Genomic DNA, 13,943 nt, shown 5'->3' with positions numbered 1-13,943 from the left:
ATTATACCATGAACTTTTACGGAATATTCAGTTATTTTTAGACAAAAGAAAAATGCCCGTTCATTGAACGAGCATCCACACCTCTCTACCCTCATCCTCTTCGTCATACAACCATTCTTCAAATCCATACACGCGGATGTCCTGGTCACTCCGAATGACCCATTGGTTTATAAACGTTCTTACATATGGGATTGGAATCCATTTTTGGTGGGATGAATCACGCCGCATAAACGATTGTAACACCTCTTCATCTTCAAACACGAGAAGTTCAGAGTTCCAGAGTGTAGGTAAATCTAGCAGCACGACGACTCGCATTCGTTCATCCACACGCAACTCTACTAGTCGTTTCGCTTCATCGAGCAGAATATGGATGAGTGACTGTTTGATTTTGGCATTGTGTTGAGTATCCATTAAAAAAGTTTGTCCGACCGGAATCTTGGCATACCAATACCCATTATGAAACTCCGTTGGAAGATCCTCATGATTTTCTTGTATATTTCGCTGAAGACGACTTAATTTTCGTTTTAGACCACGCACTTTCCGATGTCTCATTTCAGGATCGACTCGACTTGCTTCATATGGTGTCGGTCATGCTCGATGAACTCCCCGATGATTACATGTAACGAGTAGGGGACACCTTGATGCGGATCATGCGAGACACCATTCGCTGTCGTTTTGTAAGTCAGCGCTTCTTCGCTTAAGGAGTCAAGCATCGTGACGAGTGTTCGCCGACTATTGATGGATTCCTTTAGTACGGTCTCACCTGTCAACTTCTCGGCCCTTTTCGTCGCCCGCGCGTTGAACGAGTCAAAGTCAGGGAATATCATCCCTTCGCCGTTCTTCACCGATGGGATGATGACATTCAACAGATGATTGTCCCAATGGGCGATATGTAAGACGATTTGCTTTATGGACCACTTCTCCGAGTCGCTCTGTTTGTTCCAATCAGATTCACTCAGCTTTTCTAACGTCTTGAGCCATTCTGTGTACGATGCGAATTCTTGAATAACTTGCATCCAATCCCCTCCACGTTCGCTTTAAATTACTGCGATTATAGCACGAACGAGTCTTTTTAAATCAAAAAACGGCATCGTTCGAGATGAACGATGCCGTGCGTGTCTCTATAACCAGACTGGTAATGAGAAGAAAACTAAGAACAATACGGTCAAGACACCGACGACCGGACTGAGTGACCGGTAGCCCTTTTTGATCAAGACAATCATCGTGTACGCGATGAACCCGAGTCCGATACCATCGACGATGGAATACGTGAACGGGATCATGATGATGACGAGAATCGCCGGGAAGGCATGTTCCCAGTTATCGAGCGGCAGATGCTTCACGTTCTGGAACATCATCATTCCGATGATGATCAACACCGGAGCGATCGCCGTCACAGGAATGATGGCAAAGAGCGGTAGCAATAAGAGCGATACCACGTACAATCCAGATGTGACGAATGAAGCAATCCCACCTCGTGCACCGACCGATATGCCGGCAGCCACTTCGACCGTCGAGACGGTCGGGCTTGACCCGAACATGGCCCCGGCCATCGTCGACAGACCTTGTGCAATGAGACCTTTCGGCGCATCCTTTTCTTTGTCGATTGCACGTGTCTGATTCTGAATCAAGCTGATATTTTCAATCAACAAGACGAGCGTCAGTACACCCACCGCGACTAAGAAGAGCGGAGAAGCAGATTCTGCGAACGAGATGTTCCCAAATACTGTGCCGAACGATTCGAAGAACGGTGTCAACGCGAAGCTTCCCGTCCAATCGAGTGTTCCCATCACGGCACTGAGTCCGACACCAAAACCGATCGTCCAAAGGAAGCTGCTCGGCCCCATCTTCAAGAACAGTAAGATGGCGACGAAGAGTGACAGGAATGCGACTTGGACGTCACGCTCCCCGAGATCACCGATGTGAAGCAATGCCCCACCCCCACCTGAGACGATCCCTGCCGCCTCGAGCCCGATCAAGATGAGGAAGAGGCCGAGACCGACCGTCAATCCGTCATGAATGATCGGCGGGAACGCGTTCGCCAATTTCCTCGCGACTTTGGTGACCGTCAATAGTACGACGAGTACACCTGAGACGAACGAGACGGCGAGCGCACTTTGCCAGCTCAACCCCATCTGCAGGACGAGCGTGTACGTGAAGAGCGCATTAATCCCCATTCCCGGTAACAAGAGAAGCGGTAGATTGAAGAGTCCCGCAATCAATGTCCCGATGATGCTTGTCAAAATCGCTCCGACGAGCGCCCCCTCGAACGGGAGTCCGGCTTGTGTCAAGATTGCCGCATGTACGGCCGGGATATATGCTGTCGCCAGAAAGTTTAGCACGCCCCCGTACGTTTCTGTTTTCCATTCTGTTTGTTTTGCCATAGGAATCAATCCTTTATTGGCACCCTCACCCACCCGTGTATACACACGAGATTGATTATATCCTGTCAGACATCTAACAAGCAAGAGTGATTCGACTCAATTCCTTCTTTGGACCCATTTATGAGACCGATTCCATCAAAAGATTTATTTTATAAAACAAGAACGTTTGTTCTTATTTTCGGCGCATTTTTGCGAACAAATCTGTTATAATGAAGGGGCAGGTTAACGCAGCAATAGTGGGGTCAGCCGCCAAGTCCACAATGGAGGAAGGCGGTGGTGCGGATGGAACAACTTTGGACCTGGGTTGGGGATTATGTGATGATCCCAATCCTTGCTCCGATCATCGTTCACTTGGTGATTCACCGAACATCCGATCGTGCAACGTCTGAACGCACAAAAAAATGACCCCCTCGGCGCAATGAGATGGGTCACTTTCTGATTCACTAACCATTGTGGCGGCTGGGACCACTCTTAAAGTGGTAGCCTGTAAGCCAGAGGTCGGTGTGTCCAGCACCGGTCTCTTTCTACTTGCATCATACCATACTTTATCCGCGTTTTCAGTAAGAGAAACGTTATTTGACACGAAAATCACAAATAATCTTACCGCTCAGGATCAATCAGCCTGAGCGGTTTTCGTTCATCTCACTGTATCGGGAGAACCAGACGAGCATCGCATCCGCATCTTCTTTCGGGATATCATCGATAGTCTCGACTGATAAGAATCCTCCACGTGTCGAGAACTGCACCGTACAAAGTCCGAATCGACGTTGCAAAATCGATTGCTTCACTTGAATCTGTTCGATCCGTGGTTTGTCCGTCAAGAATGAGCGGACGTTGAATGCACCCGTTCGCAATTGAATGAATTGATCCATGCGGACATATTTTGTGGTAACAAAACTGAGGACGCGCCCCCCGATGATGATGGCCCATAAGAGCAGGAGCCACCAAGCATAATCTCGGAAGAAATATAGTACGAGTCCTGAGATGATGAAGCCGAACCAGCTGATTCGGAGTAGTTTAATTCCTAAGGCACGTCTAGGGAGTCGATGTAGTTCGTCCGACCATGTGAAGTGCGTGAAGTGTTCACGGAGTACTTGCATCGCCCGGTCACGACGGACGAACGGGAGAATCGTCGACGATTCATCTTTCAATTCATCCATCGTCCCTGCTGCGACGAGTTCGACCCCGACGATGTGGAACCAGCGACGAATGAACGTCTCTTTGATGCGAATCGCTTGGATCTTCTCATATGGGATCTCTTTGGCACTTCGGTTCAACAATCCCTTCTCGACGCGAATGCGTTCCCCTCTCCGCTCAAGTCGGAAGTTCCCATACTTTAAGAAGTTGATGACCATGCCGATCACGATCGATAGCATCAACACTCCGATGACAAGAAGACCGATGGCGATGACGGACGCATGGACGACATAATCTTCGACTTGATTAAACGCCCCATCCAAATTGATGAAGTCGTCGATTGACGAGATAACCGTCGAGGCGACCGGGAAGATGGCGAAGACAGAGAGCGACGTGATGGATGCCAATACGATTTCGCGCGTAGATAAGGCGTACAACAGGCGACTTGGTAACGGCTCTGTCTGTTCGGTTGCAACCTTTTCCTCTTCAGTGTCGCCTTCGATTTGTGTATTCTGTTTACGATGACGGACTTGCTCAAGGATTTCTTCAAGTCGTTTGGCTTCGGTTGGGAAGACACCCGCCAACTTGAAAGAGGCATCGTCGCTGTTGGCATTCGTATCGAACGTCAATTCGACGACACCAAGCAACCGATAGAGGAATGGACTGTTCGAATGAACACTTTGAATCTTATAGAGTGGAAGCGATTTTTCTTTTTTCAACCAGTTCCCTTCGATGACATAGACAGTCTTTTCATCGAGGGCATAACGGAAGTTTAACCATCCGAAGAACTTCTGAACAATGTCGAGTAATAGGAAGAGTAAAATCCCGACTCGGATGATGATCCCGAATGTCGAGTCCCAGTCGTTATTGAGCACAAAGAGTAAGATGATTGGAATGGCGAACGACTTGATGACTTCGAGAATACGCAGCACCAAAACGCGACTCGGGAGTCGATGCCATGTTAACGCGGTCTCGGTCATACGACATCCTCCTCTTCAATGCGCGCATAGATGGCAATCTGTTCACGGAGTGTCTTGGCGAACGACTCTTCAATCGCATAGATTTCGTGAGAACCGGCCGCTGTCCCGATGGTGATGGTCTGTAACCCGTATTTACGGAGAAAAGGTCCTTGTTCCGCATGAACATATTGGACCTTTGTCATCGGGATGAGCACATCGTGTGTCGTGATGATCCCATGGTGAATTCGAATCTCAAGTGGCTGAACGTCATACGTGAATCGTTCTTGTTTCCACTTTTGGAACCAGATGAGATCAATCAAACTATAGACGACATCGATGACGAGTAGCACGATCAAACCAATCTGTATCCAAATCGGCCAGTCGAACCAGTAAGCGGCCGCCACGAGAGCTCCTATGACAAGAAGTCCGATGAGATAAAAAATCGCACTTGATAACCGGAAGACGGCACGTGCCTCGATTGGAAGTGTGCCGCTGATTCGTTGTGGTGTGACACCTTCTTCAGGTGTCGGTGTTGTTTCTGACATGGTGAATCCCCCTATCGTTCATATGTTTCTCTCTCTATTGTATACGCTCAAGTCTCAAAAAGGTTTCATATTGAACCTAAACAAGTAACGGGCCGAATATCGGCCCGTTACTTAGTCTTCAAAAAACCATTTCTTACGTGGTTCCACTTTTAGGTTGTCTCCATGTTTCTTCATTTCAGTGACAAGGTAGCGTTCGAGTTCATTCATTGCCTTGACCCAGTCAGTCATCGTCGCCACGAGCGGCACGACGATGAGAATGAGTTCTTCCTCTTCTTCTCTCATCTTCTCAATCATTAACTTCGCAAAGTCAAAGTTCTCATGGATGAGATCCTCTTCCCGGTCGATGAGGTGCTCGTTCTCGAGCTCGTAGGCTGAAAACAGACGCTCATGTCGACGCAACAAGTGACGAATGTGGCGATACAGCTCTTCGCTCAATTGTGGAGGAAGTTGTTCAATCGTATGAAAATCATGATCGAGCTTCTCGATGACATGGAGCGCGGCACGGTTCGTCTCAATCATTTTAGACTTCAGGACAGCTCGACGGAAGATCGGTGTCTTCTTCTCAAGCCAACGATTCGCTTTAATTTCTTCTTCAAAATAGGCATATGTTTGTTTTGAGTCGCTATGCAACTTTTTCGTCTCTGGTAACGAGTCGAATGAGGAGCGGCCGCCTTCCGTCTCCGCGAACAAGCGTGCGATCCGAACAATCATTTGACATGTGTCGGTGATCTGTGCTTCGAGTTTCCGTTCGTAGCGAGGTGGGAACAACAGTGCATTCACAATCAACGCGACCGTAATCCCCATCATAATGAGTAGATAACGTTCGCCCGCAAACACCCACATCGGCATATCCGACTGGCTCGCCCCTTCCATGATGAGAATCGTCGTCAAGATGACGGTCCGTGTCGTCGATTCTAAATTTAAAAAGAGAAGAATGGAAATGGCGATGATGATGACGAATCCGATAACGATTGGTGTCGGATTCGGAGTGAAAAGCAGAAATCCGACGGAGAGTAATGCTCCAATCAGGTTCCCTTTCATTTCCTCAATCAATCGAAGCCCGGTTTGATAGACCGACGGCAGGAGCGCGAGTGACGCAGCGAGCGCCGGGACGACGATTTGTTGGAATTGAAATGCCTCGGCAATCAGCAAGACGATTGCAACCGATAGTCCGGTCTTAAAAGTTCTAGCCCCAAATTTCATGTAGCGGTGCCTTCCTCTCTTACACCTGTCATATGTATTTTTTACCTTCTTCCTCAATTCTAAAACGTACCATATTCTTTTCAAGTGGAAATGAACCATTTTAGGAAGTTTTGTGAACGCTTCCGTGTTATGATGGCGTTGGATATTTCTTTCATCTTGATGGGGAGGGGTTTACTTGTCAACAATTGCTTTATTCGGCGGAAGTGGCCGTACAGGGGAACGGGTGCTTGAGCGTTTATTGAATTACGGACATGACGTCACACTTTTAACAAGACATTCGATGGATTCCAAGGAGGGTGTCAACGAAATCATCGGAGACGCGACGGACCAAGCAGCAGTACTAGAAACGGTTCAATCTGCAGACTTCGTTATCTCGGCATTAGGGACGGACAAACAAAACGTATTGTCTACATTCACACCACTCGTGATCGAAGCGATGAAACAATTTAACATAACACGCATCATCACGGTCGGGACCGCAGGCATCTTGCAGGCGCATGACAGCGACAACTACCGCTTTGAAACGAAAGAATCGAAACGTACGATGACAACCGCAGCCGAAGATCACGCCCGTGCTTATGAGTTATTACGGGATTCAGGCTTAGCCTTCACGGTCATCTGTCCGACTCAACTGATCGATGAGCAATCTACCGGTGAAATCATCGTGTCAAAAGAGGTATTGGGGACGAAACATTCAGGTCCAATTTCGAGAGATGACGTTGCCGATTTGGTGATGGCTTGTTTAACGGACGATGACTATGTCGGACACCGTGTCGGCATCACGACGGAATCATAATTAGGGGATGGGAAACATGCACGAACAACAAGAACAATTGGCACGACTCGCTTTGACGTTTGAACAAGAGGAGATGACGGACGCTGCACGACTCGCCCGTACCGCCCTACAAAAAGTAACAAATGAAGAAGTATGGATTGCCGTCTGTGGTCACTTCTCAGCCGGAAAGTCGACATTGCTCAATGATTGGCTAGAGGAAGGGTTCCTTCCGACAAGTCCGATTCCGACGAGTGCCAACATCGTCACATTACGGGGTGGCGAATCAGCGGCAGCCGTCGCAATCAATGATACGGACTGGATTTCACTAGATTCTTCTTCCCTATCAAACATCAGTGACTATTGCAAAGTCGAGGAAATCAAGGAAGTCGAGTATACGATTGACCGATTCCCATTTGATGAACACGTCGTGTTGATGGATACGCCAGGGATTGACTCAACGGATGAACGTCATCGCCAAGCGACGGAGCGCTCGCTCTTCTTGGCCGATCACTTGTTCTTCATGATGGACTACAACCATGTCCAATCGGAACAAAACATCGGACTGATGAAACAATTTAGCCGGGAAGGACGTCCCTACTCCATCATCATCAACCAAATCGACAAGCATGATGAGCGTGAACTCTCTTTCGTGGAGTTCAAAGCGTCATTGACGAAAGCGTTCCGACATCATGACATCGTCCCAAATGACACATTCTACATTTCACTTCGTGATGGGCAACATCCGCATAACGAAGTGGAGCGCTTGCGGTCATATGTACGTCAAGTCATCGACGAGGCAAAACAGCAACAAGTCGAGCATGCGGATGCATTGATTGATACGTTAGTCCGCCGCAACGAAACATCGATTCAATCGATGTTGGATCAATTGCCAACTTATGAAAAGAGTCCGAAGGAAATGCAGTCACGTCTACATCGCCTTGAAAAGAAACGGGCATGGTGGACCTCATTCCGTCGCGAATTCTTCAAACATCAGGCACCAATCGTCGAAAGTGCGCCGATCATGACTTATGAGTTCCGTGAGTTGTTGCGGTCCTATCTCGAGAGTTGTGCCCCGTCCTTCAAGGTCGGTCTCTTATTCTCAAAAGAGAAGACGAAGCAAGAACGAGCTCGTCGTGAGGAAGTGGCGGTCAAAGAGTTCAACCGTCTGATTGATATGAACTTACGTCCACATCTCGTGAAGTACGCGGAAGACATCATCCGAGATTTGAAACTTCCAGAGACCTTGCTACCGAAAGGCGATGTCCTCCCGATTGCACCGAGCTCACTCATCACCGAACAAGTGAAATCCGGTGCATCCCTAAGTGGTGATACAGTGTTGCAGTTCAGTCGTGACATCGAGACGGCCCTTGCGTCATGGGTGACGAAAGTATCTGAACCTTGGGTCCATTCGACGGATACGTACATGAAAGCGGAAGTCGACATGCGCTTGGAACAATTTACGACTGAAGAGGAAGCGTTGTATGAAGCGCTCGATACGGAAGCGTTACGGATTCGTCTTTCGAACCGTCTGAATGCTATCGGTCAATATGAAGCGTTGCAACTTGATTCAAATCATTTAGATCAGTTGGCCGTTCGAAACTATGTCGATGCAACGTATCTCCCGGAAAAACAGTCGAATGTTGTTGAATCAGAGGTTGCATCGACGTCGATTTTAGATAATCATCATGATCTATTTGATTTCAATTTTTCTTATGAACATACGGTATGTGAAATATTAGAGAATCATCCGTTGTTCCGCTCCCGGGTCTCGACATTACGTAAGAAAATCGAACGTGCGAAGCATGAGCAATATACGTTCGCCATCTTCGGTGCGTTTTCGGCCGGAAAATCATCGACCCTCAATGCCCTTCTCGGTGAGACGGTTCTACCGACCTCACCGAACCCATTGACGGCTTCGATCACAAAAATCGTACCGCCAGATGGTCGGACGAATCGAACGGCGATGATCACCTTCAAATCACGGGATGAACTTGAGGATGAGCTACAAGGTTACGGGACTTCCCTCACCTCGCTCGATGTCGACCACCCGTTCGTCAATGCGGTAAAAGCGGCACCGCTCAATTATCTCGGTCTAACGGAAATCGTCGACTATGACACGTTCTGCGCATTCGTCGCACAAGAAGAGAAAAGCTGTATCGTGAAAGAAATTGAACTCTACCTCGACTCTCCTTGGGCACGGCGTGGCATCGTCTTCGTCGATACGCCAGGTGCCGATTCACAGTTCAATCGTCATAGCGAGGTCCAGTTCGGCTATATGCGTGACGCGGATGCCGTCTTGTTCGTCACGTATTATAATCATGCGTTCACCGAAGCGGACCGGGAGCTCGTCATCCAACTCGGACGGGTCCAGGGGACAGGAGATCACGAGATGTTCTTCCTCGTGAACGCATCTGATCTTGCGAAAGATGACGAGGAGCGGAATGCGGTCACAAGCTATGTCTCACAACAGTTGACCGCGCTCGGTGTCCGCAGACCAAGCGTTCTCCCCATTTCAAGCCGAAACGCCATGCAGGGCGATGATGCTGGGTTTGACCGGTTCGTCTCGACACTTGAACGCTATGTCGACAAAGACCTTCGCCTCGCGAACGCGATGCGTATACAGGAAGAAACGACGGCGCTACTCGCTACATTTGATCGTGTTTTGAACGAAGCGAAAGAAGACGCGTCGGCGAAAGAACATCGTCGCCAGCAATTGATTGCTTTACTCGAGAACCCACCGGCACTCGATGTGTCAGCACTCATCGATTTATTTGACCGGGAAGCGAAAGAACTCCTCGCCCACCTCGAGACGCGATCACTTCTCCGACTCTCGGACTTCGTCAAGGAGACGTTCCATCCGGTCGAGGTCGATGGATCGAGAAAGAGCTTGGAGCGCGCCCTCGGACGTACACTCGACAAATACGCCTACGATATCCAGCAAGAGCTCCAAGTGTTCCAGTATCGGTTGGAGCGATATGTTAAACGCGAATTCGTAGCCTTGGTCGAACGGTTGACCGAGCGTCATGCGTCGCTCCTTCCGACGCTTGAATTTGACCATGACCTCGACGTGGCATGGTTACGAGAGGCTGTCGAACCGATTCATCTCGAGACATCACCTTATCAGTCGGTATTGAAGCGCTATAAGAATGCGAGTCAATTTTTCGAGGGAGACGGACGGACACAACTGAAAGATGAGTTGAACTCACTGCTTCGCGATATGATTCGGTCGCGTCTTGAAACGATTCACTCGAACCAAGTCGAGCGGGCCAACGAAGAAATCAAGAAATCCGAAATCGAGATTGAACGAGAATGGTCGACTCAAGTGACGGAAATCGCCGATGCAGAGCTCAGCATGTTGACGGACAACCATTCCTTTGATGAGATGCATGAACGTCTCGAGTCTCTCAGAAAGGAAACGGTATGAACACATTACTGCTCATCGGACTCATTCCCGCTGTCGTTATGACGATTGTCTTGGGACTCTTCCTGAGATATCTCTATTTGAACAAAGAATAACGGGAACGGTCCTTGATGTTCACATGACATCAAGGACCGTTTTGTACTTATTTGTCCGCCGGATAGACCACGCCAAGCTGTGTTCGAACGTTCGTCATCACATCAGCAAGACGAACCATGTCTGTTGCTGAATGCGCAACTGTCTCTAAATTCCTAGCTTCGATTGCTCGCACAAACGTTTCGATCTCATAGGACATCGGAGCATTCTGTGATTCTGATACGATTTCTGACGTGCCATCTCGCAACTCTAGACGGACTTCATCGCACGTCGCGATATCATTGATGACGATACGCCCTTTTTCTCCGATGATCTCAGAAGGCGTCGATGTCGCATGGATCTTTGAGTGCATGACAATCACATCAAGGTCATCATAGGAGAGAATGACCGTTCCGCTCCCGTCCACTCCCGATTCTAACGTAACCCCGCTCGCCTGGACTTCATTCGGCTGACCGAACAGTTTTAAGGCAGGTCCGAGGAGATAGACACCGAGGTCCATCAACGAGCCGTTCGAAAACTCAGGATTGAACGTGTTTGGATTTTCCCCGTTCTTGTACAGGTCGTATCGTGAAGAATACTGTGATTTATTGAAAACGGCCCGACGCACCGGAGCAATTCGCTCCATCGCCTGTTGAACCCGTTCAAGGTTCGGCATGAACAGATTTCGTAGTGCTTCAAGTAAGACGACCTCGTTCTCCTTCGCGACTTCAATCATACGAGTGACTTCCTGGACGTTCGAGGCGAGCGGTTTTTCACAGAGGACGTGTTTGCCATGCTGCATGAATAAGATGCTCTGTTCGGCGTGAAGTGAGTTCGGGCTCGCAATATAGATGGCATCGATGACATCACTCTGAGCCATTTCTTCAAGTGACGTGAACGTATGTAAGATGGAGTGATTTTCTGCGTATTCTTTAACACGTGATTCCGTGCGCGAGTAGAGTGCTGTCACTTCTACGTCATCCAACTGATTGATTGTGTCAATAAACCAGTCTGTGATGAAATTTGTACCAATGATGCCGAAACGAATCATGTGAATTCCTCATTTCTGTTCTTTCAGTTTTTTGATGAGTAAAATTTCATCCAATAATGGAATCTTATCATATCCGACATGTGGGATTGTCGCTTTCAGTTTTCTTGCCCGCGTCACCGCATCATGAATGATTCGTTCTAGACGATAGCCACGACGTTGATAAAAGCCAAGCGCTCTCAAATTATCATTGGTTGTGATGACGATTAATTGCTTAACTCCGTGCTGCATACCAATTTCTTCAACAGCATGGAGTAAGTGAGAGCCGATCCCACTATTCTCTATCAGACTATCAAGAGATATGATTTCTACTTCTTCATCCCGAATAACATACGTAACAAGACCGTGAATTTGATTAGTTTTCATGTAGACAAATCCTTCGAGCTCTGCACAATCGTATGTTCCCGAAGAAACGACCATTTGAGTTGAACCCCAATGTTTAACAAAAAAATAGCGGATATCTTCTTGCATACAAGTATTGATTGGTACAATCATTTAGTTCATCCCTGTCTATATATGATTAAAAATACGGTATTCGAAATATATTTCAAGCTAATATACTCTCTTATTATTTGGTTTCATTCTGAAAGACTTCGGCACGTCTCCTCTCCTTAATCGGCCAACGATAAGTCTTTTCCTCATTTCCGACATAGGCTACACCGTTTTCAATAGTCAACGAGGAACAGTCAAGGAGATGACGTGGCATCGGATAAGAGTCAATCCGTCCGTCCACTTGGACATGAACGAGACGACCGTCGATTGAAGAGATGACCCACACCCCCTTCTCTGATGCACACATCACGTCACAATCATGAAGGACCGGGGCCTTTCTGACTTCTTGATTATAGTGAAAACGTACGGTTCCCTCTGTTGAGAAGCAGACGAGTGCCTCGGTCGAGATCCCTTCTCCAAAGATACCCTCGTCCCCATACCCGATCCAGATTCCCGTTTCATTTATAACGACTACTGCAATCGCGTTACCTGCGTGAAATGAATGTTTGATGTCTCCGTCTGCATCTAACACCCACGCATTGATCGGTTCTCCTTCTAACGTAAACGCCCAAATGAACAAGTGATTCTCGTCAATGATTCGAATACCTGCCACATATTCATGCCGTTTGAAGTCCATAATCAACCCATTCCAATGGATGTAGAATTGATGATCGGTCTTGACCAAACGAGCGGAACCCATCGGCTTCCGCGTATCGGAATCAACCACCTCTATTTCATCGTTCATACACAATCACCCCTTACCGTCTTCGAATCGCTTAAACTCCAACGCTGCTCGAAATCGTCTAGATTCTTCATCACTCACCACTTCGTCTATATATCTCGATTTCCAATAAGGCGAAAGGTCCAACTCTTCCACTCCGATTCGCTTGAACCAATCCAACACCGTCTCATTCGATTGATGTCTTGAGGCAATCGGCAAGTCCAGATTGAACTGGATGAGCGCATTCCGAACCGCATTATCGGTCCATTGAACCTCTTTGGATTCCACAAATCCATTTGCTTTAGCCTTACGCCCTCTTCGTTTTACGGCGTCACTCGAGAAATCAATGGTCGAGACGACACGCTTTCTTTTCCTGAGCACGCTGAGCGTCAAAATCAGGAGAACAATCAAACCCCCAATAAGGAACCATAACCAGTATGAATTTCCCGACTCGGTTACTGTCCCTCCTGTTTCGAACGTATAGTCTAAAAAGTCATTCTTCAAGAATTGAAAACCCTCATCATCTTTCAGACGAAACTTCCCTCCATGTTCATCACTGCTGGCTCCGTCCTCTCCAGAAAAAAGAAGCACGATTCCACCTTTTGTCGGGTCGTGAAACCATTCCCAAAACAGTCGGACCAGATAGATGGATCCAGTCACCAACATCAAACTACTTAACATGACCATCAATAATCGGATTGAAAATCGCATCGTAACCTCCGTCACACATTATGTACTATCGTAACACGACATACGACGAATTGTCAGAAAAATCCAAACGAAAAGACCGAGAACTCTCGGTCCACTGCTTTACAAAATTGCTTCTGCGAGTAATCTGTCGAACTTACGCACATCCACTTTTTTATTTAGATTGATTTTGATCGTTCCGGCTCGAGTGAACAGTTGAACTTCTGAGTTCAAGTCGAACATTCTTCCCGCATTCTCCGTCGAGTACATATTGATTGAGTCGTACGGAAGCGAGTACACCTCTATCTTCTTCCCCGTGAGCCCTTGCGCATCACGGACAATGAGACGTTTGTTCGTGAAGACGGCGATGTCACGGACAGTCTTGTAGGCAGCGACGGCCCGCTCCCCATCGATGAATGACTCCGTGATATCAATCGGCACCTCACACTCTGAATAAAACGTCCACGACAAATCACCAATCGGGTTTCCCATATCGATT

The 13,943-nt window shown here is 47.8% G+C and carries 14 protein-coding genes; 3 read left to right on the top strand and 11 right to left on the bottom strand.

Going from position 1 to position 13,943, the window contains the following annotated elements; genetic code table 11:
- Positions 1 to 60 precede the first annotated feature (60 nt).
- The 3 genes from KNO73_RS03950 to KNO73_RS03940 all read right to left on the bottom strand — a co-directional run bounded on the left by KNO73_RS03950 (position 61) and on the right by KNO73_RS03940 (position 2,384).
- Positions 61 to 552, bottom strand: coding sequence for a DUF3916 domain-containing protein (locus tag KNO73_RS03950; protein ID WP_215112089.1), 492 nt, complete (start codon positions 550 to 552; stop codon positions 61 to 63).
- Positions 549 to 1,016: a DinB family protein gene (locus KNO73_RS03945; protein WP_215112088.1), complete on the bottom strand. Its 468-nt coding sequence runs from the start codon at positions 1,014 to 1,016 to the stop codon at positions 549 to 551. Before KNO73_RS03945 ends, KNO73_RS03950 begins: the two co-directional genes overlap by 4 nt.
- Before the next feature lie 105 nt (positions 1,017 to 1,121).
- Positions 1,122 to 2,384: an NCS2 family permease gene (locus KNO73_RS03940; protein ID WP_215112087.1), complete on the bottom strand. Its 1,263-nt coding sequence runs from the start codon at positions 2,382 to 2,384 to the stop codon at positions 1,122 to 1,124.
- Between the two features lie 282 nt (positions 2,385 to 2,666).
- Here KNO73_RS03940 and KNO73_RS15040 point away from each other — a divergent pair, with 282 nt between their 5' ends.
- On the top strand, positions 2,667 to 2,789 hold the full coding sequence (locus KNO73_RS15040; protein ID WP_255349577.1) for a hypothetical protein: 123 nt from the start codon (positions 2,667 to 2,669) through the stop codon (positions 2,787 to 2,789).
- 212 nt (positions 2,790 to 3,001) lie between these two features.
- Here KNO73_RS15040 and KNO73_RS03935 read toward each other — a convergent pair whose 3' ends face one another.
- From KNO73_RS03935 to KNO73_RS03925, 3 genes are all read right to left on the bottom strand, one after another.
- Complete coding sequence (locus KNO73_RS03935; RefSeq protein ID WP_215112086.1) at positions 3,002 to 4,501, bottom strand: PH domain-containing protein; 1,500 nt, start codon at positions 4,499 to 4,501, stop codon at positions 3,002 to 3,004.
- A complete protein-coding gene (locus tag KNO73_RS03930) occupies positions 4,498 to 5,025 on the bottom strand; it encodes a PH domain-containing protein (protein ID WP_215112085.1) in 528 nt (175 codons plus the stop codon). The genes KNO73_RS03935 and KNO73_RS03930 overlap by 4 nt, the downstream gene beginning before the upstream one ends.
- 111 nt (positions 5,026 to 5,136) lie before the next feature.
- Positions 5,137 to 6,228 (bottom strand): FUSC family protein, encoded by a 1,092-nt coding sequence (locus KNO73_RS03925; protein ID WP_215112084.1) that lies wholly within the window; start codon positions 6,226 to 6,228, stop codon positions 5,137 to 5,139.
- A 175-nt stretch (positions 6,229 to 6,403) separates the two neighbouring features.
- Between KNO73_RS03925 and KNO73_RS03920 the strand changes: the two genes are divergently transcribed.
- Together KNO73_RS03920 and KNO73_RS03915 are read left to right on the top strand one after the other, a co-directional pair.
- Positions 6,404 to 7,024: an NAD(P)-dependent oxidoreductase gene (locus KNO73_RS03920; protein WP_215112083.1), complete on the top strand. Its 621-nt coding sequence runs from the start codon at positions 6,404 to 6,406 to the stop codon at positions 7,022 to 7,024.
- A gap of 16 nt (positions 7,025 to 7,040) precedes the next feature.
- Positions 7,041 to 10,427: a dynamin family protein gene (locus KNO73_RS03915; RefSeq protein ID WP_215112082.1), complete on the top strand. Its 3,387-nt coding sequence runs from the start codon at positions 7,041 to 7,043 to the stop codon at positions 10,425 to 10,427.
- 139 nt (positions 10,428 to 10,566) lie between these two features.
- Here the strand turns inward: KNO73_RS03915 and KNO73_RS03910 are convergent, their stop codons facing one another.
- The 5 genes from KNO73_RS03910 to KNO73_RS03890 all read right to left on the bottom strand — a co-directional run bounded on the left by KNO73_RS03910 (position 10,567) and on the right by KNO73_RS03890 (position 13,936).
- Complete coding sequence (locus KNO73_RS03910) at positions 10,567 to 11,547, bottom strand: Gfo/Idh/MocA family protein (RefSeq protein WP_215112081.1); 981 nt, start codon at positions 11,545 to 11,547, stop codon at positions 10,567 to 10,569.
- A gap of 9 nt (positions 11,548 to 11,556) precedes the next feature.
- Positions 11,557 to 12,039 (bottom strand): GNAT family N-acetyltransferase, encoded by a 483-nt coding sequence (locus KNO73_RS03905; RefSeq protein ID WP_214684315.1) that lies wholly within the window; start codon positions 12,037 to 12,039, stop codon positions 11,557 to 11,559.
- A gap of 73 nt (positions 12,040 to 12,112) precedes the next feature.
- Positions 12,113 to 12,781: a hypothetical protein gene (locus KNO73_RS03900; RefSeq protein WP_215112080.1), complete on the bottom strand. Its 669-nt coding sequence runs from the start codon at positions 12,779 to 12,781 to the stop codon at positions 12,113 to 12,115.
- A 6-nt stretch (positions 12,782 to 12,787) separates the two neighbouring features.
- Complete coding sequence (locus KNO73_RS03895) at positions 12,788 to 13,468, bottom strand: hypothetical protein (RefSeq protein ID WP_215112079.1); 681 nt, start codon at positions 13,466 to 13,468, stop codon at positions 12,788 to 12,790.
- Positions 13,469 to 13,567: 99 nt separating this feature from the next.
- Positions 13,568 to 13,936 carry a PH domain-containing protein gene (locus tag KNO73_RS03890; protein WP_078146889.1) on the bottom strand — a complete coding sequence of 123 codons (369 nt, stop codon included), beginning with the start codon at positions 13,934 to 13,936 and terminating at the stop codon, positions 13,568 to 13,570.
- Between the last annotated feature and the right edge of the window lie 7 nt (positions 13,937 to 13,943).

Source organism: Exiguobacterium sp. s83, assembly GCF_018617095.1.
Classification (GTDB): Bacteria; Bacillota; Bacilli; order Exiguobacteriales; family Exiguobacteriaceae; genus Exiguobacterium; species Exiguobacterium profundum.
Note: the sequence above shows the minus strand (reverse complement) of the source record. Positions and strands in the feature narration are given on the sequence as shown.